The sequence below is a fragment of the Kitasatospora sp. NPDC091207 genome, assembly GCF_044768625.1.
In the GTDB taxonomy this organism is placed as follows: Bacteria; Actinomycetota; Actinomycetes; order Streptomycetales; family Streptomycetaceae; genus Kitasatospora.
In genome coordinates, this window is record NZ_JBIVVS010000020.1 from 23,759 (window position 1) to 47,727 (window position 23,969).

The 23,969-nt window shown below is 71.3% G+C and carries 24 protein-coding genes and 1 pseudogene; 17 read left to right on the forward strand and 8 right to left on the reverse strand.

Annotated features, from left to right (window positions below; all coding sequences use genetic code 11):
• Nucleotides 1-39: 39 nt before the first annotated feature.
• Together ACIQTO_RS27885 and ACIQTO_RS27890 are read right to left on the reverse strand one after the other, a co-directional pair.
• Nucleotides 40-307 (reverse strand): annotated as a pseudogene (locus ACIQTO_RS27885) (hypothetical protein); the annotation flags it as partial.
• A gap of 254 nt (nucleotides 308-561) precedes the next feature.
• Nucleotides 562-1,992, reverse strand: a complete 1,431-nt coding sequence (locus tag ACIQTO_RS27890; RefSeq protein ID WP_402393411.1) for an amidase — start codon at nucleotides 1,990-1,992, stop codon at nucleotides 562-564.
• A gap of 127 nt (nucleotides 1,993-2,119) precedes the next feature.
• Here ACIQTO_RS27890 and ACIQTO_RS27895 point away from each other — a divergent pair, with 127 nt between their 5' ends.
• A complete protein-coding gene (locus tag ACIQTO_RS27895; RefSeq protein WP_402393414.1) occupies nucleotides 2,120-2,767 on the forward strand; it encodes a TetR/AcrR family transcriptional regulator in 648 nt (215 codons plus the stop codon).
• Between the two features lie 468 nt (nucleotides 2,768-3,235).
• A complete protein-coding gene (gene rox / locus ACIQTO_RS27900) occupies nucleotides 3,236-4,669 on the forward strand; it encodes a rifampin monooxygenase (protein WP_402393416.1) in 1,434 nt (477 codons plus the stop codon).
• Nucleotides 4,670-4,773: 104 nt separating this feature from the next.
• Here the strand turns inward: rox and ACIQTO_RS27905 are convergent, their stop codons facing one another.
• Entirely contained in the window at nucleotides 4,774-6,423 is a 1,650-nt protein-coding gene (locus ACIQTO_RS27905; RefSeq protein ID WP_402393419.1) for a beta-propeller fold lactonase family protein, read from the reverse strand.
• 150 nt (nucleotides 6,424-6,573) lie between these two features.
• On the opposite strand from ACIQTO_RS27905, the gene ACIQTO_RS27910 reads away from it, so the two are divergent.
• Nucleotides 6,574-8,310, forward strand: a complete 1,737-nt coding sequence (locus ACIQTO_RS27910; protein ID WP_402393422.1) for an FAD-dependent monooxygenase — start codon at nucleotides 6,574-6,576, stop codon at nucleotides 8,308-8,310.
• A gap of 13 nt (nucleotides 8,311-8,323) precedes the next feature.
• Here ACIQTO_RS27910 and ACIQTO_RS27915 read toward each other — a convergent pair whose 3' ends face one another.
• Complete coding sequence (locus tag ACIQTO_RS27915) at nucleotides 8,324-8,725, reverse strand: hypothetical protein (RefSeq protein ID WP_402393425.1); 402 nt, start codon at nucleotides 8,723-8,725, stop codon at nucleotides 8,324-8,326.
• A gap of 526 nt (nucleotides 8,726-9,251) precedes the next feature.
• On the opposite strand from ACIQTO_RS27915, the gene ACIQTO_RS27920 reads away from it, so the two are divergent.
• Entirely contained in the window at nucleotides 9,252-9,713 is a 462-nt protein-coding gene (locus ACIQTO_RS27920; protein ID WP_402393428.1) for a hypothetical protein, read from the forward strand.
• A 46-nt stretch (nucleotides 9,714-9,759) separates the two neighbouring features.
• Here ACIQTO_RS27920 and ACIQTO_RS27925 read toward each other — a convergent pair whose 3' ends face one another.
• From ACIQTO_RS27925 to ACIQTO_RS27935, 3 genes are all read right to left on the reverse strand, one after another.
• A complete protein-coding gene (locus ACIQTO_RS27925) occupies nucleotides 9,760-9,966 on the reverse strand; it encodes a DUF397 domain-containing protein (protein WP_402393431.1) in 207 nt (68 codons plus the stop codon).
• 143 nt (nucleotides 9,967-10,109) lie between these two features.
• The gene (locus ACIQTO_RS27930; protein ID WP_402393434.1) at nucleotides 10,110-10,322 is read right to left on the reverse strand and encodes a DUF397 domain-containing protein; all 213 of its coding nucleotides are present in this window, start codon (nucleotides 10,320-10,322) and stop codon (nucleotides 10,110-10,112) included.
• Between the two features lie 10 nt (nucleotides 10,323-10,332).
• The gene (locus ACIQTO_RS27935) at nucleotides 10,333-11,145 is read right to left on the reverse strand and encodes a Scr1 family TA system antitoxin-like transcriptional regulator (RefSeq protein ID WP_402393437.1); all 813 of its coding nucleotides are present in this window, start codon (nucleotides 11,143-11,145) and stop codon (nucleotides 10,333-10,335) included.
• Between the two features lie 138 nt (nucleotides 11,146-11,283).
• On the opposite strand from ACIQTO_RS27935, the gene ACIQTO_RS27940 reads away from it, so the two are divergent.
• The 11 genes from ACIQTO_RS27940 to ACIQTO_RS27990 all read left to right on the forward strand — a co-directional run bounded on the left by ACIQTO_RS27940 (nucleotide 11,284) and on the right by ACIQTO_RS27990 (nucleotide 21,656).
• A complete protein-coding gene (locus ACIQTO_RS27940) occupies nucleotides 11,284-11,538 on the forward strand; it encodes a hypothetical protein (protein WP_402393439.1) in 255 nt (84 codons plus the stop codon).
• Nucleotides 11,535-11,738, forward strand: coding sequence for a hypothetical protein (locus tag ACIQTO_RS27945; protein ID WP_402393442.1), 204 nt, complete (start codon nucleotides 11,535-11,537; stop codon nucleotides 11,736-11,738). The genes ACIQTO_RS27940 and ACIQTO_RS27945 overlap by 4 nt, the downstream gene beginning before the upstream one ends.
• 116 nt (nucleotides 11,739-11,854) lie before the next feature.
• A complete protein-coding gene (locus tag ACIQTO_RS27950; RefSeq protein ID WP_402393445.1) occupies nucleotides 11,855-12,343 on the forward strand; it encodes an NUDIX domain-containing protein in 489 nt (162 codons plus the stop codon).
• A gap of 183 nt (nucleotides 12,344-12,526) precedes the next feature.
• Complete coding sequence (locus tag ACIQTO_RS27955) at nucleotides 12,527-13,930, forward strand: hypothetical protein (protein ID WP_402393447.1); 1,404 nt, start codon at nucleotides 12,527-12,529, stop codon at nucleotides 13,928-13,930.
• A 297-nt stretch (nucleotides 13,931-14,227) separates the two neighbouring features.
• On the forward strand, nucleotides 14,228-15,070 hold the full coding sequence (locus tag ACIQTO_RS27960; RefSeq protein WP_402393450.1) for an SAM-dependent methyltransferase: 843 nt from the start codon (nucleotides 14,228-14,230) through the stop codon (nucleotides 15,068-15,070).
• 515 nt (nucleotides 15,071-15,585) lie between these two features.
• Nucleotides 15,586-16,056 (forward strand): NUDIX hydrolase, encoded by a 471-nt coding sequence (locus ACIQTO_RS27965; RefSeq protein ID WP_402393453.1) that lies wholly within the window; start codon nucleotides 15,586-15,588, stop codon nucleotides 16,054-16,056.
• Nucleotides 16,057-16,153: 97 nt separating this feature from the next.
• Nucleotides 16,154-17,170, forward strand: coding sequence for a Gfo/Idh/MocA family protein (locus tag ACIQTO_RS27970; RefSeq protein WP_402393456.1), 1,017 nt, complete (start codon nucleotides 16,154-16,156; stop codon nucleotides 17,168-17,170).
• A gap of 29 nt (nucleotides 17,171-17,199) precedes the next feature.
• On the forward strand, nucleotides 17,200-18,489 hold the full coding sequence (locus ACIQTO_RS27975; RefSeq protein ID WP_402393459.1) for a DegT/DnrJ/EryC1/StrS family aminotransferase: 1,290 nt from the start codon (nucleotides 17,200-17,202) through the stop codon (nucleotides 18,487-18,489).
• 31 nt (nucleotides 18,490-18,520) lie between these two features.
• Nucleotides 18,521-19,210, forward strand: coding sequence for a methyltransferase (locus ACIQTO_RS27980; protein ID WP_329885493.1), 690 nt, complete (start codon nucleotides 18,521-18,523; stop codon nucleotides 19,208-19,210).
• A 4-nt stretch (nucleotides 19,211-19,214) separates the two neighbouring features.
• Entirely contained in the window at nucleotides 19,215-20,042 is an 828-nt protein-coding gene (gene hisN / locus ACIQTO_RS27985) for a histidinol-phosphatase (protein ID WP_402393461.1), read from the forward strand.
• A 48-nt stretch (nucleotides 20,043-20,090) separates the two neighbouring features.
• Complete coding sequence (locus tag ACIQTO_RS27990; RefSeq protein WP_402393463.1) at nucleotides 20,091-21,656, forward strand: carbamoyltransferase C-terminal domain-containing protein; 1,566 nt, start codon at nucleotides 20,091-20,093, stop codon at nucleotides 21,654-21,656.
• On the opposite strand, the gene ACIQTO_RS27995 is transcribed toward ACIQTO_RS27990, so the two are convergent.
• Nucleotides 21,653-22,396: a hypothetical protein gene (locus ACIQTO_RS27995; RefSeq protein ID WP_402393466.1), complete on the reverse strand. Its 744-nt coding sequence runs from the start codon at nucleotides 22,394-22,396 to the stop codon at nucleotides 21,653-21,655. The two genes, ACIQTO_RS27990 and ACIQTO_RS27995, sit on opposite strands and share 4 nt — an antisense overlap.
• Nucleotides 22,397-22,610: 214 nt before the next feature.
• Here ACIQTO_RS27995 and ACIQTO_RS28000 point away from each other — a divergent pair, with 214 nt between their 5' ends.
• Complete coding sequence (locus ACIQTO_RS28000) at nucleotides 22,611-23,072, forward strand: pyridoxamine 5'-phosphate oxidase family protein (protein ID WP_402393469.1); 462 nt, start codon at nucleotides 22,611-22,613, stop codon at nucleotides 23,070-23,072.
• A gap of 323 nt (nucleotides 23,073-23,395) precedes the next feature.
• Complete coding sequence (locus ACIQTO_RS28005) at nucleotides 23,396-23,779, forward strand: VOC family protein (RefSeq protein WP_402393470.1); 384 nt, start codon at nucleotides 23,396-23,398, stop codon at nucleotides 23,777-23,779.
• Nucleotides 23,780-23,969 lie beyond the last annotated feature (190 nt).

Consider the following 23,969-nt stretch of genomic DNA (forward strand, 5'->3'; position numbering starts at 1 on the left):
GCCCGCACTCTAGTTTCCAGGGTGCGGACCGGGTTGCGATCAATTGCTTCTCCGGGTGAGGTCCTTGATCCAGATCACCGAGGTGCAAAGGCGTAGGCCGGCGAGGAGTGCCCGGGGCCTTGCAGAACCGGGTGGCAATGCCTCGCTATGCCTTCAGGCGCTCGACGTTGTTGCGCTCCTTGCGGAGTTCGGTGCCGTGGCTGACGGGCCAGCCGCCCCTGCTGCCCTTCTTCTTCCGGTCGGCGCTCTGGTCCTTCTTCTCCGCAATGACGGCCTTGATACGGCGCCTGTGCAGGTAAGCCCCGTTTCACCGGAGATTGATCACGACCCGATGCGCGCCCTGGAACCGTCCGGCCGCGCCGGTGCGTATCCCCGGGGCAGTGGATCCCGCCGGTACCGCTCGGCGGGATCCACCCGAAGGCCTGGCGGGCCGCGTGGGAGAAGCCAGGAGTGCCGGCGAGCCGGCGTCGGGTTCGGCCTCGGCCTCGGCCTCGGCCGCACCATCCGGCTACGCGCAGCAGGCCGATGGCGCGGCCTGCTGCGCGTACCCGGGCCAAGGGCTCAGTGCGCCCGGTCTCCGACGCGCGGGTCGACCGGCGTGAGCACTCCGAGCCGGTCCTCGATCGCCTGGGCCGCGTCCAGGCACAGGTCCTCCCGGAACGCGCGCCCGACGATCTGCACTCCGCAGGGGAGCCCGTCGACCAGCCCCGTCGGCACGGCCACACCGGGTACGCCCACGAAACTGGTCACGGTGCACAGCCGCATACCCGACCCGACGCGGTCATGGCCCGACCTGTCACGCGACTCCAGCCCCGGTTCGACCGGCGGCTCGGTGAAGACCGGGCCGAGCAACAGCGGGTAGTCGTCGAGGAATTCGGCCCATGAGCGGCGGATGTTCATCCAGCTGCCCATCAACGTCATGAACTCGTCCGCGCTCGCGGGCGGGGTCCGCTCCATCGCCATCCCGATGTAGCGGTCCCCGCCGCTGCCGAGCAGCTCACGCACCACCGGCCACCTCGGGGCGAACTCGGTCACGGTGATCCGGCCGTACGCCGCAAGGGCCTCGTCCAGCCGCGGCACGTCCCGCACCTCGCGCACGTCGTACCCGGCGTCACGCAGTGCGTCGGCCGCGGTCGCGACGGCCCGGCGCACCGTCGGGTGGATGCCGTGCCCGCCAGGGTCCGCCACGACCGCGACCTTCGGCCGTCCGGGGAGCGGTTCGCCGTATGCGGGCACCGGCACGGCGCGGGGGTCCCGCGGATCGGTGCCGGCCAGCGCTTCGTAAGCGAGCCGGAGGTCGCCCACGCTCCGGGCCAGCGGACCGTCGGTGACCAGCATCTGCGACGCCGGGCCGGGGTCCTCCGGGCCGAGGATGCGGTGGTCGGCGGGGAACCGGCCCGTGGACGGCTTCAGCCCGGCCACACCGCAGAACTGGGCCGGGACGCGCACCGACCCGCCGGAGTCGTTGCCGAGCCCGAGTGCCGCCATGCCGGTGGCCACGGCCACCGCGTCGCCCCCGCTGGTGCCGCCCGGGGTGCGGCTGGAGTCCCACGGGTTGACCGTGTCGCCGAACAGCTCACTGCGCGTGTGCATCCCCGCCAGGATCAGGGTGGGCATGTTGCTGTGCCCGATCGGGATGGCCCCTGCCGCGCGCAGCCGGGCCACCGGGGGCGCGTCGGCCGACGCCACCAGATCGCGGAACCGCTCCGTGCCGAACGTGGTGGGCACGCCTTCGATCGCGGTGCTCTCCTTCACCGTGAAGGGCACGCCCGCGAGTGGGCCCAGCGTTTCACCGGCGGCCCGCCGGCGGTCCAGCTGCGCCGCGGCTTCGCGTGCGCGCTCCGCCAGGAGCTGCGTGACCGCGTTCACCTGCGGGTTGACCTCGGCGATCCGATCCAGGTGGCTGTCGATCAGCTCGACGGCCGAGACTTCTGCGCTGCGCACCGCCTCCGCCTGCGCGGCGGCCGGCATCTTCCACAGGGCGTCCTGCATGGCTCTTCCCTCCCCATCCCGTATCGATGCACTTGCATCGGAACCAACCGTACCCCTGGAACCGATACGAGCGCATCGCATAAACTGCGGCGAAAGCGGAGCGCTGTGGAACAAGGAGGGACCGGGCATGCCCAGACAGGTGGATCACGTGGGCCGACGCCGCCTCATCGCCGAGGCCGTCTGCCGCCTCGCCGACGAACGCGGGCTGGAGGGCGTGACCCTTCGCGACGTCTCGGCCCGCGCGCAGGTGTCGATGGGCGCCGTTCAACGGTGCTTCCGCACCAAGGAAGAGATGCTCGTGTTCGCTCTCGGGCACATCAGCGAGCGGATCATGGAGCGCGTACAGGCCCGCCTCGTCAGGAGCCCGGCCCAGTCGGCCGGCACCGCCCTGGGGCACGCGGCCACCGAGATCGCGCTACTCCGGGAGGAGCACCGCGCCGAGGCCAGGGTCTGGCTCGCCTTCGTCGCGCAGGCAGCTGTCAGCGAGGTGCTCGCAAGGACCCTGAAGGCGAACTACGCGACCCTGCAGGAGGCGTTCACCCGCCTCATCGCGGAGGCCGCCGAGGCCGGCGAGGGCACCGGGCGGACCGCGCCCCTCGATCCGCAACGCGAGGCCCGCACCCTCCTCGCCCTCGCGGACGGGCTCACCACCCACGTCCTCATCGGCCACCTCACCTCGCGGGAGGCGCACGACGTCCTCCACGCGCATCTGGCCGGCCTCTGGGAACGGCCGGACCGGCCTCCTCACACCACCCCGGACCTCCCGGACCGCTGAACCGCTGAACCGCACGCTCACCCACCGTCCACCCTCGGGGTCGCCGGCCGCCGCTCCGACGTGGGCCAGGGAGGAAGAGCGGTAGTCGCAGCGGTCCCGTCCGGTCCCCGGCGGTGTGCCCGTCCAGCAGCGTCCGGGCCCCCGCCGTCGCCTGGACCACCCGCCTCGGCGAAGGAGGTCGACCCACTCCCCGCCACTATCAAGATATAGCCCGGCGGGGGGCTTGCGGCAAGGCCCCGGGTGGGGCGCAGAATGGTCGGCCCGAGGCCGGTACCTGCGGAAATATCGGATTTCTGAGGTATGTCACAGCTTGTCGGACCGGCGGTCCCGCAGGGCGCGGCAGCACCGGCGTGGCTCACCGCGGCACGGCGGGCTCGCGGCGGGCTCGCGGCCCGGCGTCCCGGGTACGCGCGCCGCCGGGCCGCGTGGCGACCGGCCTCCCTCCCCTCTCGTTGAACGGGCGTACTGATGATTGACGTGATCGTGGTCGGCGGCGGACCGACCGGCCTGATGCTGGCCGGGGAACTGCGGCTGGCCGGCGTGCGGGTGGTCGTGCTGGAAAGGTCGGCGGAGCCGAGCGAACGGTCACGCGGCCGGGGCCTGCACACGCGCAGCGTCGAGATGATGGACCAGCGCGGTCTGCTGGACCGGTTCCTCGCGGCGGGTGACAAGTTCCGCGTCGGCGGCTTCTTCGGCGGCATCCACAAACCGTGGCCGGACTCCCTGGACACCGCGCACCCGTACGGCCTCACCGTCCCGCAGCAGGTCACCGAGCGGCTGCTCGACGAGCGTGCGGTCGAGCTCGGCGCCGAGATCCGGCGCGGCTGCGAGGTGGTCGGGCTGAGCCAGGACGAGGACGGGGTGACCGTCGGACTGGCGGACGGCACCCGGCTGCGCTCGCGCTACCTCGTCGGGTGCGACGGCGGCCGCAGCGCGGTGCGCAAGCTGCTCGGCGTCGGCTTCCCCGGGGAACCCTCCACCGTCGAGACGCTGTTGGGCGACATGGAGGCGACCGCGGATCCGGCCGCGATCGCCGCCGTCGTCGACGAGGTCCGCAAGACCCAGCTGCGGTTCGGCGCGTTGCCCGACGTGGACGGGCACCAGGGCGTGTACCGCATCGTCGTACCCGCCGCCGGCGTGGCCGAGGACCGCACGGCGCCGACCCTCGACGAGTTCCGGCAGCAGCTGCGGGCCTTCGCGGGCACCGACTTCGGCGTCCACTCGCCGCGCTGGCTGTCCCGGTTCGGCAACGCCACCCGGCAGGCCGAGCGCTACCGGGTCGGCCGGGCCCTGCTGGCCGGCGACGCGGCCCACATCCACCCGCCGACCGGCGGACAGGGCCTCAACCTCGGCATCCAGGACGCGTTCAACCTCGGCTGGAAGCTGGCCGCCGAGGTCAACGGCTGGGCGCCGCAGGGGTTGCTGGACAGCTACCACACCGAACGGCACGCGGTGGGCGCCGCCGTGCTGGACAACACCCGCGCGCAGATCACCCTGATGGGGACCGATCCGGGGGCCGCCGCGCTGCGCCGCCTGCTGTCGACGCTGATGGACTTCGAGGAGGTGAACCGGTACGTGACCGGGATGATCACCGCGGTCGGGGTCCGCTACGACTTCGGCGAGGGCCCCGACCTGCTCGGCCGGCGGCTGCGGGACGTGCCGCTGGAGCGGGGCCGGTTGTACGAGCTGATGCACGACGGCCGCGGGCTCCTGCTGGACGGCACCGGCCGGCTCTCGGTGGCGGGCCGGGCGGACCGGGTCGACCACGTCGTCGACAGGAGCGCGGAGCTGGACGTGCCCGCGGTGCTGCTGCGGCCGGACGGCCATGTCGCGTGGGTCGGCGAGGACCAGCAGGACCTGCTCGGCCCGCTGGCCAGGTGGTTCGGCGCTCCCGTCGACTGAGCACGGGTACGGCACCCACCGCGCGACGGTGCCGCCGGCGCCCGCCCCGAGGGGCAGGCGCCGGCGGCAGCGGACTCAACGCGGCGGACCCAGCTGCAGCGGACTCAGCTGCAGCTGATCAGGAGCGCGAGGGTGGCCGTGCAGGTGCGGGACGCGCGGTCGTTGGTCACCACCGGGTCGGTGGGCGCGCTCGCGGTGCGGGTGGCCGTGACGGTGAAGGTCCGACCGAGGTTGAGCAGGCCCACGTGAACCGTCAGGTGCCGGGTGACGCTCGCCCCCTTCGCGAGCGGACCGGTGATCGCGCAGGTCAGCTTGCCGGCCGCGACGGTGCAGTCGGTCGACGAGGAGGTGAGGCCGGTCGGCAGGTCGGCGGTCACGGTCGCCGAGGTCACCGTCTCCGGCCCCTGGTTGGTGACGGTGAGGGTGTAGTCGACCCGCCCGGAGAGCAGGCCGCCCACCGGGTTGGCGCCGAGCGCCACCGCGAGGTCGGCGGTCGGCGCGATGTAGGTGAACCGGCCGGCCGGGACGACGGCGCTGGTGCCGCCGGGCGTGGTGACCCGGACGTCGACCGCCCCGCCGGCGGAGGCGGCGGGCGCGTTCGCGGTGCAGCTGGTCTCGGTGCACGAGAAGGTGGCGGCGTTCCCGGCGGCGCCGAAGCTCACCGCGGTCGCCCCGGCGAGGTCGGTCCCGGTGACGGTGACCGTCGTCCCGCCCGCCTGCGGACCGGAGGCCGGGCTGACGGCGGTGACCACCGGTACCGGCAGCGGGAAGCCGAGCACCGTCACGGCGCCCGAGGCGAAGTCGGCCAGGTAGCCGCGCCGCCCGTCGGGGGTGACGGCGAGCGCGTACGGGTTCGTGCCGACCGGCACCGTCGCGGTGACCGTGCGGTCCGCGGTGGCGATCACGCTCAGCGTGCCGTCCGTGTAGTTCGAGGCGTACGCGGACTTCCCGTCGGGCGACAGCGCGACCGAGAACGGGTTGGCCCCCACCGCCACCGTGCCCACGACGGTGTTGCCCGCCGTGTCCAGCACGCTGACGGTGTCGTCGCCCCCGTTGGCCGTCCAGAGGCGGGCGCCGTCGGAGCTCAGGGCCACGCCGAAGACGCCGTGGCCGACGGGGACGTCGGCGCTCACCGTGTTGCTCGCGGTGTCGATGACGTCCACCGCCTGGGCACCCGAGGCGGCCACGTACACGTGTGTGCCGTCCGGGGAGACGGCCACGCCGTGCGGCTCGGCGCCGACCGGGACGGTCGCGGTGACGGTGTTGCTCGCGGTGTCCAGCACGCTCACCGTGTTGGCGCCGGCGCTGCTGACGTACACGTGGGCCCCGTCGGGCGCGACCGCCACCCCGAACGGCTCGGCGCCGACCGGGACGGTGGCCGTCACGGTGTCGCTCGCGGTGTCCAGCACGCTGACGGTGCCGTCGAGGTGGTGGGTCAGATAGGCGTGCCGCCCGTCGGGGGCCCAGGCGGCCGCGTACGAGCCGCTGCCGGCCGTGAAGGTGCCGGAGACCGCGCCGGTGGCGGCGTCGAGCACGGTGACGGTGCCGCTGCTCTGGCTGGTCACGTACGCCCGGCTGCCGTCCGGCGCGAGCGCGACGCCCGCCGGGTAGGGCGCCACGGCGACGGTGGACGTCACGACGGGCGCGGGTGCGACGGCCCAGGCGGCGCCGGGCTGCACCAACAGCGCGGCCGTGGCCGCCCCGGTGGCGACCACGGCCGTCCAGACGCGGCTCGGGGAACGGCTTATTCTCACGGGGGATTTCTCCAGATTCGTCAGAGAGCATCGGGGAAACGCTCGGCACGGTGGCGGACGGGTCCGCCGGCCACCGAGGCCGCACGAAGCGTAGAAGGCGACGTGACGGACCGTCATGAGTTGACCGGGATTGTCGCCAAGTGTTTAGAAATGGTCGCCGTCCGAAACCGCTCCCGGGACGCCCCCGCGGTACCGGTGGCGGGCGGGCGCCAGTCGGGAGCAGCCTGGAGGGAGGCGGTCAGCACGTCCCCGGGAGCGGGCATCGACGAGATCGACGTACTGGTGGTGGGCGCGGGTCCGGTCGGGCTCACGGCCGCGGCCGAGCTGCGCCGCCACGGGGTCGGCGGCCGGATCGTGGACCGGCTGGCCACCCCGCAGCACTACGCCAAGGCCGTCGGCGTCCAGCCGCGCACCATGGAGGTCTGGGACGCCATGGGCATGGTCCGGGCAGCCCTGGACGAGGCGGTCCCGATGCACGGCCAGCTGCTCTTCGTCGACGGGCGGCCCGGCCCCCGGATCGAACTCGCGCTGCCGCCCGACATCCCGTACGGCTTCGCCGCGCTGCCCCAGTACACGACGGAGCGGCTGCTCACCGAGCACCTCGCCGGGTACGGCACGCCCGTCGAGCGCGGCACGGAACTGGTCTCCGTCGAGCAGGACCCGGACAGCGTGCGGGCCGTGCTCCGCACCGCCTCCGGACCGCGGGAGCTCCGGGCCCGCTACGTGATCGGCTGCGACGGCGCGCACAGCCTGGTCCGCAAGGCCGCCGGCCTGCGGTTCGAGGGCGACGCCTTCCCCGAGCAGTACATGCTGGGCGACGTCGAGGTCGAGTGGGACCTCCCCACCGGCTACGGCGTCCGCGCCACCCACCACGACGCCGACGGCCGGGTGGACGACCTGCTGGTCTGCATCCCGCTCCCCGGCCGGGGCCGCTACCGGATGTCGATGATGGTGCCCGACGAACTGGCCGGCCCGGGCGCGGCGGACGGCGTCGCACACGGGCTGGAGGACGGCGCGGCCCCCGAACTGCGGCACATCCAGGCCGTACTCGACCGGCTCTCGCCCCGACCGGCGCACGCCTCGGCACTGCGCTGGTCCTCCACCTTCCGGATCAGCCACCGCCTGGTGGACCGCTACCGGGCCGGGCGGCTCTTCCTGGCCGGCGACGCCGCCCACATCCACCCGCCCACCGGGGCCCAGGGCATGAACACCGGCATCCAGGACGCCTACAACCTGGCCTGGAAGCTCGCACTCGCCGTCCGGGGCGTCGGCGCCGACGGGCTGCTCGACAGCTACCACGCCGAACGGCACCCGGTGGGCGAGGAAGTCGTCGGTCGGACGGTGCGGAACGCCCGGAGCGGGGCCCAGGCCTCCCCCGGCTCCGCCGAGGACCTCGACACGGTGCTGCGACGGGAGGCCCAACTGCTGGTCGGCTACCCGGACAGCCCACTGGTCGACCCCGGTACGGACGGCGGGCCGGGCGGCCCCGAACCGGGCGGACGCGCTCCGGACTGCCGGGGGCTGACCCGCGACCTCGCGAGCTACCCCGTCCGGCTGTTCGACCTCCTGCGCGGCCCGCGCCACACCCTGCTGTTCCACGTCGACGCCGCCACCCCCGGCGACCTGGTCACCACCTGCGCGGTGGCCGCCCTCTCCACCGCGCACGGACTGCTGGACGTCTACGCGCTGCTCGCCCCGGACGCGCCCGCACCGCGGTGGCGACTGCCGACCGCGCGGGACTCCGACGGCGAGTTCCGCGCCGCCTACGCGGCCCGCCCCGGCGAGGCGTTCCTGATCCGCCCCGACGGCCACCTGGCCGGACGGTTCCACCCGCCCACCCCGGAGGGCCTGGCCACCTGCCTGCGGCGCACCTTCGGCACGGGGTGAGGGCGAGCCCGGCTCAGGCGGTCGGCTCGGCGCCGAGCAGGCGTAGCCACAGGGTCTCCGGCGCGACGCGGGTCCGGTAGTCGAAGTAGAGGCTCAGATCGCCGTCCTGGCCGTCCTGGCCGTCATCGCCGTCATCGCCGGCGAACGAGTCGAGGGGGCGGTTCCGCGCGGCGTCGTCCAGGAAACGCGGCCGGTCCCACGGGGCCGTCAGCATCGCGACCGGGTCCGTCTCCGTCCCATGGGGCGGGCCGATGTACACGACCCAGCAGGCCATCTGGGGGAAGTAGCCCGAGACCGCGACCTCGCGCACGAACTCGCCGAGCGTGGTGGAGCCGTCGACCTGTGCGACGCCCCGGTGGGGTGCGTCCACGTCGTCGCCCATGGCGACGCTGGCACGCGTGAGATTGACTCGCATGGGGCCAGCGTAGCGACTATTCGTCATTCTGACGACAACCCGCCCGGAGGCGTCGCCCCGGGGGCCTGACGGCGTTTCACTGTCAGTCCCTGCTGGAACAATGAGGTATAACCGCCGGCGAGGGGCCGTCTTGGCGCACCGCGCGGCGCGGCTCCGGAGGCGTCGAATCCCGCCCTCTCGCGCGATCGTCGTGATCGTCGTGATCGGCCCGAGGAGGCCGCCGGGTCGCGGGTCGCGGGCGCGCCGAGAGGCCCTCTCCCGGCGCTACTGGGGGAGTTGGGGAGAGATGGGCTGGCTGATCTTCTTCATCGTGGTGGCAGTCGTCGGATTCGGAATCCAGAGCCTGCTGGGCCGGGACGACAAGCGCAGGAAGTCCCGCTACCGGGGCGGCGACGGAGGCGGCAGCGGCGACTCCGGCGGAGGGTGCGGCGGGGGCGGCTGCGGAGGTGGTGGCTGTGGCGGAGGGTGCGGCGGCGGCGACTGAGCGGTCGACAGGGCCGGCCCGGCCGGCCGGAGAGGAGCCAGCGTGCTTGCGCGAACGTTCACCCGGCGCCTCGACCGCGTACAGGCGGCGGTCGACGCGCTCGAACTCCCGCCGGCCGTCTACCGGACGTGCCCGTTCCAGCCGCGCGAGCTGGTCGAGACAGGGCTACGGCAGTGGTTGCGCTGCTGCGGAGCGGCGATCCTGGACGGGCAGATCATCGGCATGCCCTCGTTCGCCGTCGACGAGGCGTGGCACGGACTGATCCTGTGCACCGAGCGCTACGCGGCCTTCTGCCGCGCGGCCTACGGGCGGTTCCTGCACCACCACCCGCAGGGCGGCGAGCTGCCCGGGAACGCGAGCCGTGCGGGATCGATGCACGAACAGCTGCACCGCACCGCCGTGGCCTGGGAGTTCGTGGCCCGCCCCGGCGAGGAGTGCGTTCTCTGGGACCTGGACGTAAGGGTCGGCGTGCCCGAGCCGTGGGGCCGAGCGGACCGCGCATAACGGCCCCCGGCCGGCATTGCCGGTCGGGGCCACAGATGACCGTCAGTCAGACGGCGCCGAACTCGCCGGCCCGGACACCGGCGACGAACGACCGCCAGGCCTCGGACGGGAAGACGAGCGCGGGACCCTCGGGGTCCTTGGAGTCACGGACGGGCATGACCCCCTCGTGCCCGTCCGCTACCTCCACGCAGCCACCTCCGCCATTGCTGTGCGAGCTCTTGCGCCACCAGGCGTCAGTCAGATCTACGGACATGCCCACCAAGCCCCTTCCCCATGAACGGAATCAGCACCCCTCAGCTGAGGCTACCCACGCCGAAGGCGTCGATATCCCCACGAACGACCACGCGAAGCGGCCCCCGACCGGCACACCGGTCGGGGGCCGCAGACGACAGCCGATCAGACGGCGCCGAACTCGCCGGCCCGGACACCGGCGACGAACGACCGCCAGGCCTCGGACGGGAAGACGAGCGCGCGACCCTCGGGGTCCTTGGAGTCACGGACGGGGACGAAGCCGGGAAAGTCGGCTGCCACCTCCACACAAGATCCCCCGTTGTTGCTGTAGGAGGCCTTGAACCACAATGCGTTGGACAGGTCTACGAGGCCGTTCATGACGTTCCTTTCACACCTGGCGGACCATCTCCAGAGACGCAGCTTTCGGCAGCGCCTCCACTGCTAGCTGATGGTAGTCCCTCTCCAGCTCCCTGGCGGCTTCGCTCTGCCGCACCAGGAAGCCGCGCAGCTGGCACTCCGAGTAAGCGAGCAGAGAGCGATCAGCCATGGTCAGCAACGTGACCATCATGGTGAACGGAAGCTCCTCGGCGAGACTGTAGGGAGCGATCTGGACGGTGACGTTGGGCCGGGCCGCCAGTTCCTCCAGGTGCCGGAGTTGGCGGCTCATCACCCTCTGCCCGCCCACTGGACGCCGTAGACAGCCTTCGTCCAGGACGAAGTGGAGCCATGGCAGCGGCTTGCGGTCGAGCAACTTCTGCCGGGTCAGCAGGAAGTTGAGTCGATCGTCCGCCTGCTCTTGCGTGATCCTTCCACGTCGTACAGCGGCGGCCGCGAACGCCGCCGCATACTCCTGAGTTTGCAGCAGCCCGGGGACGACGCCGAGTTCGAAGTGCCGGATCTCGACCGCTTTGGCCTCCTGAGCTGCGTATTCGGGGAATCCTTCGAGGAGCGAGGTGTTGCTGAGGTTCCAGAACATCAGCTCCAGCGTCCCGCCGGTCTCAAGCACATTGTCAGCCTGGATGGCGAACGGCTGAGTGGGATTGCGTGTAGCTCTTTCGATGCTCGACACGAGCGTGTCGCTGTACCCGATGAGCTCCGCCAGCCCCACCTGCGTCAGCCTCTTTGCCTCCCGCGACCTGCGAAGTTGAACCCCGAACGCAGCAGCGGGAGATGACGTCGGGTCAAGATCGGTACGCCGCATGATCGATCACCTTTTCGGATCCTGAATCCCACATGGGCAAAGTGTCCAGTGCGAACCCTTCCGATCGTAGCTCCGATCACCCCACCATGGATACGGGTCGTAACGATCCAAACGCTCAGAGCAACCAAGGGAGCCCCCATGCCCAGTCGCCCCCGCATGCCCGCCTACACCCCCACGGTGGGCGAGGTCGTCCGCGACCTCGCCCACCGCTCGCCCAGCGGGCAGCCCGCCGAGGGCGTCTACATGGACACCCTCGGCGGACTGGTCTACCTCAGACCCGAAGCCGGCGGGTGCGAGTGGACCACCGGCCCCGACCGCGTCCGGCCGCTCGACAGCCCCCGCTACCTGGCCGTCCAGCACCCCAGCCCGCCCCGCGCCAACGACGCGGCGTGAGCCAGGACTTCAAGCTCCTCACCGCCGCCCTCTCTGTACCGGCCATCAGCGCCTGCGCCGCCGCGCTCGTCTGCTGGCCGATCCGGAACGGCCCCCTCGGGCCCCAACTCCTCATCTCCGGAGTGATCCTCACCACCGGCGTCGTCGCCGGACTGCCCGCCTGCTTCACCCGGCTGTCGGCCACCACGCCCCGCCGGTGACCCCCGAACTCCCGCGTGCCGGTGTGGTGCGCCACGCGGGACGCCCGGCCCGGCTCGCGACCCCAGCCGCGAGCCGGGCCGGACACTCACCCCAACTCCCCTCCAAGGAGCCCGCGATGCTGTACCCGCTGCCCGAGATCCTCACCAACCCGCCCCGCCGCCGTCTCGGCCACCAGGCCCTCGTCCTCAACACCGACGGCGCCGTCCTGCTCGTCGAGACCACCTACAAGAACGGCTGCACCCTCCCCGGCGGCAGCGCCGAACGCAACGAACTCCCCCACCTCGCCGCCCGCCGTCACACCGAGACCGAGACCGGCCTCGTCCTCCCCCTGCGCAGCATCCTCGCCACCGACTACGTCGACGCCCAACTGCTCCCCGAAGGCGTCAACTTCGTCTACTGGGGCGGCCGCCTCACCCGCGCCCAGGAAACCACCGTCACCCGCCACCGCCCCCCGGAGCGGATCGTCGCCCTGCACTGGGTCCACCCCGCCGACCTCGCCGACACCATGGCCACCGACCAGCACCGCCGCGTCGCCCAGGCCCTCACCGCCCTCGCCCGCGGCGCCCACCTCCCCTTCCTCCTCCGCGGCATCCCCGCCGAGTGACCGCCGTCCGAGGGCCGGGGTAATGTTCGTGGCTCATCAGACCGTTGTGAGCCCGAGTGAGGTCAAGACGTGGAACCGACGGGGGACGGCAGCACGGGTCATCCGGCTCCGACGGACGTTCACAACGACCTCTCCGGCCAGGTGTCCGGAACGGCCATTCAGGCGGGAAGCATCCACGGCGACGTGAACGTCGTGATGGTGAACGCGGTCCGAGAGCCCGGCCTTCACGATGAGGTCGTCGCCGAAAGGCTGCGCAAGTCGTCCCAGACCTGGCGGGCGCGTTTCTCCAGCGTCGATCTGGTCAACCTGCCACGGATCGCGATGCTCGCGGACGGGAAGGCCGTGCTCAGCGCGGCAGCGAAGGCAGGACTCGACGGCACCAAGCCGTTCGGCGGCCAGGGGCTGGCCCCCGGACTCTTCGTCCAGAACGTCAGGCCGCTGTTCGAGACCTGGCACGCGGAGGAGGCCAGGAAGCTCGGCGACAGCACGGTCGACGATGTGTACCGCGGCCTCCTGGTCTCCTTCGAAGGCAGGATGCGCTGCCGCAACGCGCCGAGGATGCCCCCGACGGAACCCACCGGAGTCCTCGCGAAGGACCCGCACCTCCTGTTCGACATCGGCGAGCGCCGGGTGATCATCACCTTCGACCCGCGGTGGCTCACGACGTCCACGGCCTCGGGCACCCTCCACACCGCCGCTCGGAACCCGCTGGTCTACTCAGGGCTGGGCGTCGTGACAGCGGTCCTGGAGGACGGCACGGTCCGAGTCTCCGCGCTCGTCTTCGGTCAGCCCGAGACCCCGTTCCAGTCCCAGCTGAAGCACACGGGCACGGCCAGACTGCGACCGCCGGCCGGGCTCACCACCGCCGACTTCCAGAACGAACACTCCACGCACACCGCGCAACCGCTCCCCCGACCCCGACCCCGACCCCGACCCCGAGAAGGAACGGCCATGAGTCGTACAGGCGTCGCTCTGTTCTTCGACGAAGACCAGGTGATCTCCGGCCAGATCGACCGCTCCGTGTTGACCCAGTCGACGCGGATCGCCCCGGAATACCGTCGCGACCTCGGTGTGGCAGTCGCGAGCCTGGTCGTCGGTCCAGCTGTCGAAGCCGGGGCCACCGCGGCCGACATCACCGCACACCTGCTCGCCCGGGCGCCTTCGCTCTGGAAGTCCGTGACGGTCCCGGGCCTCACCGCGCTGATCAGTTCGCGCAACATCGCGGTGTCCACCGTCACCGGGCTCGCCACGGAGCAGATCGAGGACCTCGACGAGCTGATGCGGGCGGAGGTCCCGAGCTATCTCGGTGGCGTGGAGCTGGACAGGACCCTGCCGATGCAGGAGCGGCTCCTTCCGGAGCACGACCAGTACCACGTCGTGGGCGCCGAGCTCCGCCTGGTCTACAGCGCCGAGAGCCGGTACCTCGACGAGGCCGACGGCTTGGACCTCGACCAGCCGCTGGACGAGTGGCGGCAGACCGGACTCTTCCGAACCGTGAGGTGGGAGGAGGACACACGTCAGTCGGCAGAGGAGGAGCGGGTCGCCGTGCACCTCCTCCAGGACTGGCTCGGCGGCCGGGCCGGCTAGGGTCCGTCTTCACATCTGATCAAGTGATGAGAGATTTCACCGCCGTCCTCCTCGTCCCCTCCCCGCTCCCCACCCTGGACGGCCACTGGCACGTCCACGACGGCCACCTCGCCACCGCCATCACCGTCCTGCGGTAGCCGGTCACCGAGAAGCGGTTCCCACCACCGGTCGCACGGGAAGTCCTTCAGGAACAGCGGAACGGCGTCGCCTTCGTCCGGGAACACCTTTGCCCGCTCCCGGCGAACGCCGCCGGCCCTCGTCACCCGCCGACTCACCCCTCGCACCCGGGAGATCGCGATGACCGACAACCCGTCCGCGCAGCACGGCGTCCCGTCCTCACTCGACCCTGACCCGCTCCGTGACGAGCACCCCGAGATCGTGGACGGCGCGGCCGTCGACGGGAACATTCATGTCGGCTACTGGGACAGCCCGGCGGACGGACGGTCGCTCGACCAGGCCACCGACCGGCTCACCGACCTCGTGGCGGGGCGGCTGGCCGCCGCACCCGGCCGCAGTCTGCTGGATGTCGGCTGCGGAACGGGACGGCCCGCGCTGCGCATCGCCCGGGCCACCGGTGGCCAGGTGTCAGGAATCTCGGTCAGCGCCGAGGACATCGCCCTCGCACGGACCCGGGCGGATGCCGCCGGGCTCGCCGACCGGGTGGATTTCCGGTACGCGGACGCCTGCGCACTGCCTTTCGAGTCCGCGTCCTTCGACGGTGCCTGGGCGATCGAGTCCATGATGCACATTCCCGACCGGACCGCCGCCCTCACCGAGATCGCCCGGACCCTGCGGCCCGGCAGCACGCTGGTCGTCACCGACGTGCTGCTCCGGTCGCCGGTGACCGGTGAGGCCGCGGAGACGGTCCGCCGGACCTGCCGGGCGTTCGGGTCTCCTGCGCTCCCCGAGCCGGCGGAGCTCCGCACGGCCCTCGACCGCGCCGGTCTGGAGGTTCTGGAGTTCCAGGACATCGGGGAGCACGTCCGGCGCACCTACCAGGCGTTCGCCGATGCCTTCGCGAGTGTCACCCCCTCCGTGGACGACCCGCACTACGAGTTCTTCGACTTCGCCCGTTCCCTTCCCCGGTTCGGTGCCCTCGCGGAGATCGGCTACGCCTTCGTGGTCGCGCGCCGCCGGTGAACGGAGGCGCCGGCCGGGTCGGCGGGGCCGGAGGACGGCATCGCCAGGACGCGAAGGGCGGCCGATCCGGCCAATAGAGTTCCGTCACGATCCGTCAGCGGTGGCAGGAAAGAATCGCTCAAGAATCCGCTGCCGGAGCCCCGTCGCCATGGGGCGGGCGGACCGGGCCGATACCGGATCGTGCGCGGACAAGGCCCCGCCCCGGCGATTCCGCCGGGGCGGATCCGCGGCATACACCGGGAGGCAATCCCTCAGCACGCGACCGTTCGCCGTGTCAAGTGGGACTCAAGGCGCCCTGAAGAAGTTCGTCCTCGCACCTGTTCTCCGGAATTCGGCTAACCTCGCGGAGTGGAGATGCAAGCTTCAGGTCGTTCATTCTCCAGTTCGAATCCAGACCGCTTCGTCCCGCCCCGACCCCGCCGTTCGGACCGCTCGACCCCCCGCCCGTTCGACCGTTCGTACGGGAATACTGATTCCGAACCCCCGTGCCCGTCCGAGCGCGACGGGGGACCCTCATGACCGGGGCAGCCCAGCCCCGACCGGTGGTGGGCGCACTGATCCGTGATCCGGCCGGCCGGATCTTCGTCCAACGCCGCTCGGCCGACCGCTCCCTCTTCCCCGGTTGCTGGGACGTGGTCGGTGGAGCCGTGGAACCGGGGGAGTCCCTCCTGGACGCGCTCTGCAGGGAGATATCGGAAGAGACGGGGTGGCGGTTGCGCCGCGTTCTCGCCCGGGTGGCACACACGGAGTGGACGGGGGACGGCATACGACACATCGAGTCGGACTACCTCGTCGAGGTGGACGGAGACCTCTCCTCGCCCGCACTCGAACGGAACAAGCACACCGAGTTCGCCTGGCTGGCCGCCGAGGACGTCACGCTGCTCGACGAGAACACACTGCGCAGCGGCAGCACCTTCATCAAGGACGTCGTGACCGCGGCACACGCTTGGCGCGCCGACCCTTCGGGGAGCCGCACGGCTCTCTGAACCGTCTGCGGACACGTAAGTCCGATCCGGGCTGAACAACCCTTTCCCGACTTCCCACGTCATCGTCGAGCGGTGTTCTGCGAGGGGAATATTCTGCATGCCCGGCGACAGGCTGAAGGACATCCGTCCGCGACCACGAGTGCTGATGATCGGATTTGCCGGGCATCAAGGAAAGGAGTACCTGCCGATCGTACAGGAGATTGCCGATATCGTCGGCGGCGTCGACTCCGCCCCGCCCGCCGTGCCACTCGCCGACGAATGGGGATTCCCGTACTACGGGAGCCTCGACGACGCACTGAAAGCCGTCGACTTCGACGCCGCAGTGGTCACCGTGCCTCACGGCGAGCATCTCCCGGTCTGTACGCGGCTGCTGGCGCACGGCCGGCACGTCATCAAGGAGAAGCCGTTCGCGGTCACCGAACCTGAAGCGCGCCAGCTGATACATCTCGCGCAGCAGGCCGACCGCAGCGTCTTCACACTGCTGCAACGGAACTTCGACCCGGTGTTCCGGTTCGCCCGGGACAACCTCGCGCGGATCGGGAGGCCCTACTGGTTCTCCTACGACTACCACTTCAACCTGGCTCGTCCGACCACGGGTTGGCGCGCGTCCCGGGAGCAGGCAAGGGGTGGTGTGCTCCTCGACATGGGCTACCACCTTGTCGATGTGCTCAACGGGATGTTCCCCGAAACCCCCCGGGTGCACTCGGCCTTCGTGCACCAGTACCAGGAGACGCGGGATCGCCGACTGGAGGATCTGGTCGCCCTCCTGTGCAGCTACCCGTCGAGGGGGCTGGCGGGCTCGCTGCGCATCTCGCGCCACAGCCTCGCGAAGACCGAACAGCTCTGCGTGCTCGGTTCGGAAGGCGCGTTGACCGTCGCCCCCGGGGCGGCCACCCTGCATGCCGTCGGAGGGGCCCAGTTGGAACGCTACGCCCCGGAAGGATCCAGGACCGACATCACGCGCTCCATGTTCATCCACTATCTGGACCGCCTGGAGGACCGCGACTACCGCCGGGGCCACCTCCTGCGTCAACTCGCCACCGTTCGCACGATCGACGGAATCTACCGGGCCCGATCGGGCGGGACGAGCGGACTCACCGACCGATGCGCCTGACCCACCCCGCAAGGACAGGAAGAGAGCACATGAGTACCGACGAACGGCTCGCCCTTCTCGGGGGCGCACCCGCCATCTCGCGGCCACTGCCCCACGAGGTGTGGCCGCCCCCCGCGGACGAGGCGGAGCTGTCCGAGCTGGCCGCGCAGCGGAACACCGACATCTCCATCAAGGGCAACAGCGGCCCCATCGGCCGGCTCGAAGCCGACTTCCTCGCCTTCCTGAACGGCGGCGCCCGCTACGCGGTCACGTTCAACTCCGGCACCAGTGCGCTCCTCGCCGCCTACTTCGCCCTCGGCGTACGCGAGGGGGTGGATGTCGTGGGACCGGCGCTCACCTACCACGCCGCGCTGAGCCCCGTCTTCGCGCTGCGCGGTGACGTGGTCCTCGCCGACATCGACCCCGACACCCGCGGCCTGGACCCCAAGGCACTCCAGGCCGCGCTGACCGAGCGCACCAAGGTCGTCACCGTCGTCCACCAGTGGGGCCACCCCTGCGACATGGACGCGATCCTGTCGATCGCCGAACGGCACGGGCTGCGCGTCCTGGAGGACTGCTCCCACGCCCACGGCAGCCGCTACAAGGGCCGGCCGGTCGGCACCTTCGGCGACGCCGCCGTCTTCTCCCTCCAGGCCAACAAGGCCGTCTACGCCGGAGAAGGCGGCATCCTCGTCACCAGCGACCCCGGGATCCAGGACCGCGCCACCCTCCTCGGGCACTACCGGGACCGCTCCCGGGACTCCGTCCTCGACGAGGACCTGCGGGCCCACTGGGTCACGGGCTTCGGACTCAAGCTGCGCATGTCACCGTTCAACGCCATCGTCGCCCGGCATGCCCTCGCCGCCTTCCCCGCACGCAAGGAGGCCCGGCACCGGTGCCTGCGGCACCTCGGCGAGCAGCTCGCCGACGTGGAGTACCTGCAGCAGGTCCATGTCGCCGACCACGTCGACATGGGCGCCTGGTACGGCTACAAGCCGCTCTACCGGCCCCAGGCGCTGGGTGGCGTTCCACGTTCGGTGCTCATCCGGGCGCTGCGCGCCGAGGGCATGGAGGTCGGCGCCCCCTCCGGCCCCCGGCTGTCCACCCTGCCGCTCTACGCCCGCACCGAGAACCCTCTCTTCCCCGGAGTCCCGAAGAAGGCCACCACGCCGGGGGCCGACTCGCAGGCCGAGTACGTCGAGCAGCACGCGCTCTCCTTGCCGACCTTCACCGCCTGGCCCGACGACACGGTGCTCATCGACCAGTACGCCGAGGCATTCCGCAAGATCGGCCGTCACCGCGAAGCGCTGGTCCGGTACGCCGCCGAGCTGCCCCGATGACCGAAACCGCACCGCCGAGGAGGGAGTGGGCATGACTGTCGAGGAGTCGCCGGAGGACGTGGCGAGGGCCCTGCAGCACGCTCTCGCCGGTGACGACCTGCCGGACACCTTCACCCTGCTGGGACGGGAGTGGAGCCTGCACCGGGGTGTCTGGCCCAGCACGCTGAGCGCGGCCACCGAGGTGATGGCCTCGGTGGTGCCCTATCCCCGGGACGGCTCGTTCCTGGAGGTCGGCTGCGGTACGGGCGTCATCGCCGTCACCGCCGCACTCAGCGGCTGTGCCTCCGTCACCGCACTGGACATCAACGAGAAGGCCGTGGCCAATACCGTCGCCAACGCCGAGCGGCACGGTGTGGGCGACCGGGTCCGCGCCCTCCACAGCGACATGTACACGGCGCTCGATCCCCTGAGCCGCTTCGACACGATCTTCTGGAACGTGCCCTGGACCTATGTGGAGGACGGCTTCGCCCTCTCCAGCGACATCCACACCGCCGTCTTCGACCCGGGCTACCGGGGCCAGGCCCGCTACCTCGCCGGGGCGCACGAGTACCTGACCGACGGCGGCCGGCTGCTGCTGGGCACCGCCCACCTCGGAGACCGTGAACGGCTCGACGTGCTCGCCGGTGAGGCCGGTCTGCGGATCGACATGCTGCGCAAGGTCCGCCGGATCGAGGAAGTGGGCGTCATGGAGTACCACCTGCTCGAACTGCGAACGAGGTGATCCGGTGACGCCGCCCGTGCCACCGGAGGACGACCTCGAACTGGCCCTCCGTCTGGGCGACCTCGCCGACGGGCTCACCGTCCGCCGCTTCCACGCCCTCGACCTGCGGGTCCGGGAGAAGCCGGACCGTACACCCGTGACCGACGCGGACACCGCCGTCGAGACGGCCGTCCGCGCGGAACTGCGGTCCGCCCGCCCCGATGACGCGTTCGCCGGGGAGGAGACCGGCGGCTCCGTCTCCTCCGGGCGCACCTGGCTGGTCGACCCCATCGACGGCACCAAGAACTTCCTGCGCGGCGTACCGGTCTGGGCCACGTTGATCGCCCTGCTGGAGGACGATCGCCCCACCGTCGGCGTGATCAGCGCCCCCGCCCTGCACAGCCGCTGGTGGGCGGCGGCGGACCGGGGCGCCTGGCTGCGCCGGGGACCGGCCGGCACCACCCCCGTGCGCTTGGGGGTCTCCGGCCGCACCCGCCTCGACCAGGCATACCTCTCCACCACCAGCACCCGGACCTGGGACGTCTTCCACTCACGTGCGGCCTATCTGCGCCTGGCCGAAGCCTGCTGGGAGGACCGTGCCTTCGGCGACTTCCTCCAGCACTGCATGGTCGCCGAGGGAACGCTCGACATCGCGGCCGAACCGGTCGTCAACCCCTGGGACATCGCCGCGGTACAGGTTCTCGTGGAGGAGGCCGGCGGCCTCTGCACCGACCTCCTGGGCGCCTCGCCCCGGAACGGCACCGGCGCCCTGTCCGCCAACCCTCGGTTGCACCGGCTCGCCCTGAAGGCCCTCTCCGCGCCGCCCGCAGCACCCGGGCCGCCCGGACCCTGAGCCCGCCCCGAACCGTCGGACGCGGAACCCACCGAGAAACGGACCATCATGCTGATTCTTTCCCTCAAGGAAGGCCATGACGGGGCGATCGCGGCCGTCGACGACGGCAGGCTGCTCTTCTCCCTGGAAGCGGAGAAGGACTCGTTCCTCCGCTACAGCAATCCGACGGCCGAACTGTTCGCGACGGCGGCGGACCGGCTGGACAGGCAGCCCGACGTCGTCGCCGTGAGCGGCTGGATCAAGGGCACCCAGTGCACCGACCAGGCTTCGCGCGCCGGGTACTTCGGTGTGGGCGCATCCGCGATCACGGACGAGGCCGGCCGGTTCTTCGGCAAGGCCGTGCGCGTCTTCTCGTCCACCCATGAGCGCTCCCACATCATGACGTCCTACGGCATGTCGGCACTCCGCCGGGACCAGCCCTTCTACAGCCTGGTGTGGGAGGGGAACATCGGCTCGTTCTACCGGATCGACCAGCACGGGAAGGTGACCCATCTCAAGGAGGTGCTCAACTACCCCGGCAACAAGTACTCCTACGGCTTCGCGCTCGCCGACCCGAAGTTCAGTCCGCACCAGGAGTTCGTCCGGTTCCAGGACGCGGGGAAGCAGATGGCCCTGGCCGGATTCGCCGAGAACCGGCCGGCGACCCGGGCGGAACAGGACGTGATCGACTTCGTCCTCGGCCAGAAGGAGGTCATCACCGGAAGCCTGAAGGACCGGATGACCGATTCCCCCTTCCACAACGTCGGTGTGGAATCGAGCGCTTACAAGAACCTGGCGGCCCGGCTCTCGGACGCCATCTTCGACCGCTTCCACGCGTACGCCCGGGAGTACCTGACCGAGGGACTCCCGCTGCTCATCTCCGGGGGCTGCGGGCTCAACTGCGAGTGGAACCGGCGCTGGCGCGAGTGCGGGCTCTTCCCCGCGGTCTTCGTTCCGCCGTGTCCCAACGACAGCGGCTCCGCGATCGGCACCGCCATCGACGCCCAGCACTTCTACACCGGGTCGGCCGACCTGGAGTGGGATGTCTACGCGGGCGGCGAATTCGTGGAGGACATCGAGTTCGACCCGCAGCGCTACGAGATCCGCCCACTGGACCACGGCGAGGTCGCCCGCCACCTCCGCGACGGGAAGATCATCGGCTGGGCGCGGGGCCGCTGGGAGATCGGCCCCCGCGCCCTCGGGAACCGGTCGATCCTGGCCGCTCCCTTCACCGAGGAGACCACGGCCAGGCTCAACAGGATCAAACAGCGCGAGAGCTACCGCCCCATCGCCCCGATCTGCCTGGAGCAGGAAGCGGGCCGCTGGTTCGGCGGTGGCCTCCCCGACCCCTACATGCTGTACTTCAGCCGGGTCGAATCCGCCGACCTGCGCGCGGTGACCCACGTCGACGGAACGGCCCGCACCCAGACCGTCGACCCGACCGCGAACCCGGCCATGGGCGCACTGCTGACCGCCTTCGGCGAACTCACCGGATTCAGCGTCCTCTGCAACACTTCGCTCAACTATTCGGGACGCGGGTTCATCAACCGGAGCAGCGACCTGATCGCCTACGGCGAGCTGCACGGACTGGACGGGTACGTCGTGAACGACGTCTTCGTCACACCGCGACGCTAGGGCTCCGGCCGCGACACGACGTCGGCGAAGACCTGGCCGCCCCGGTAGGTACCGATCGTGCTGGTCCGGTTGTTTGCTTCACGAGCGATCCTGACCAGCCGTGGCGTGTCCGCAGGCCGGTCCGGCTCCCCCTCGGGCTCGTCGTTGGGCTCTCCCTCAGGCTCGTCGTCGGGCTCTCCCTCGGGCTCGTCGTCGGGCTCCCCCTCGGGCTCGTCGTCGGGCTCGTCGTCGGGCTCGTCCGAGAAGTCGAGCTTGATCCAGGAAGTCGACTCCCGCCATGCCGGGTCGGCGGACATCCACTCCCGGAGAAGTCTCTCGGTCCGATCCCGTGATTGGTTCTCCTCCGCTCGGAAGTGCCGATCGGAGGAGCCCTCGCGGTACTCCACCTGCCAGTCGTCCTGCCCATGCCGGAAGGCCTGAATGAAGACCTCGGGCTCGTCCTCCCGGCTGATCACCAGGAAGTTGCCGCTACGGCTGTCGACCATCCCCAGGGCCTCGGACAGATCCCGACGGTCGAGGTCGGCGAAGAACGCGGCGATCGAGGACTCGTCCGTCACATCGATCCGGCGGCCCTCGGCGTCGCCGGGCAACGTGTTCGCGGCCGCGTCGACGCGCTCCTGACTGCGCGAGGCGACGACGACGCGGGCGCCGTCCTTCGCGGCCTGCTCGGTGTGGCGGCCCTCGACGTCCCCGAGCACTTGGTCGAGACCGGGGCCGTCGCCGTCCTCGACCGAGCCCACGTCACCGATGCCCTGTGCGTGGGAAGTCGGCCCCGCCGCCTTCCCACGCACACTCCCCGTCAGCCGTCCCCGGAGACCCCGGAGACCCTGGGGATCCCCGGGGTCTCCGGGATCCCCGGGGTCTCCGGGTCGGAGGCTGAGGGCTTCGTCGGTCGCCGGGAGTAGGTCCCTCGCCCCATGCGTACTGTGAGCCCGCTGGTTAGGGTCGGCACTCATGCAGACCACGGGAGTTGTCCGCCGTCAGGCGGCGGAGCGCAAGCGCGACACACTGGAACGGCTCGTCAGCGAGCGGGATGTGTGGGTGTCGACCGCACATCCCGATCACGGGCCGCACCAGGTGCCGCTGTGGTTCCTCTGGGACGGGCGAGCCGTGTGGATGTGCACCACCGCCACGTCCGCGACCGCGCGCAACGTCCGTGCGGACCCACGCGTGCGCCTGGCGCTGCCCGACACCGTCGACGTGGTGCTCCTCCAGGGTGAGGCGGCCTGGTTCCTGGACCAGGACGTGCCCGGAGACGCGGCGGAGACGTTCACCGCCAAGTTCGGGTGGGACCCGCGGACGGAGGAGGGTTCCTTTCTGTACGTGCGCGTGACACCCGAGACCGTGCGCGCCTGGCGCGGCGAACCGGAACTGCGCGGCAGGGTCATCATGCGCGACGGCACGTGGCTGGAGTAGCGGCCCTCCCCGACCGACGCCCCTCCCCACCTGCGGGATCATGATCTACGGCTGGAGCACCGGGGCCGGCCGTCCTGCGACCCGGCGCATACTCATCGCACAAGTACCGGGCCGCCACGTGACATCGCGTGGCGGCCCGAGGGTCACCCAGCCAGTGCCTCGCCACTTCTCCCGCTCCGCCACCCGCAAGACCGCGAAGTCCCCGAGGACCCACCCGCGAGGACCATCGGCGACGCGGACGCTCTGCGAGGAGGGCACCGGCCCGATGGCGCCGGCCGCGATCAGGTGGCGCACCGAGCCGTACTTCGGGCAGGCTCCTGTGCATGGTCTCAGTGATGCAGAATGTGGCGATCGACTGCGCGGATGCCTATGAACTGGCTCGCTTCTGGAGTGAGGTGCTCGGTCGTCCCCTGCACCGGGAGGACAGACCAGGTGATCCGGAGACCGAGGTGATGCTGCCGGAGGGCCCGCTGCTGCACTTCAACCAGGTGCCGGAACCGAAGACGATCAAGAACAGGATTCACCTCTGCCTGCGTCCGACGACCACGCGGGAGGAGGAGGTCGAGCGACTGCTGGCCCTCGGAGCCACCCTTGTCGACGATCGCCGGGAACCCGACGGTGCCGGCTGGGCTGTCCTCGCGGACCCCGAGGGCAATGAGTTCTGCGTTCTCCGCAGCGCGGCCGACCGCGCGGCGATGTCGTCGTGACGCTGACGGGATCCGTGCGCGGCGCCATCTCCGAAGCGGGCCCCGGGTCCTGGCGTCGAGGCGTGACCGATGAGCATCAGAGCGGGCTGAGGCGGGCCTTGAGCAGGGGGCGAGCACGGCAGGAGGCCAGGGCCTGCCCGGCCGGTCAGGGCCGTCGGCCGGGCGGGAGGGAAGCGGAGTTCACGACACC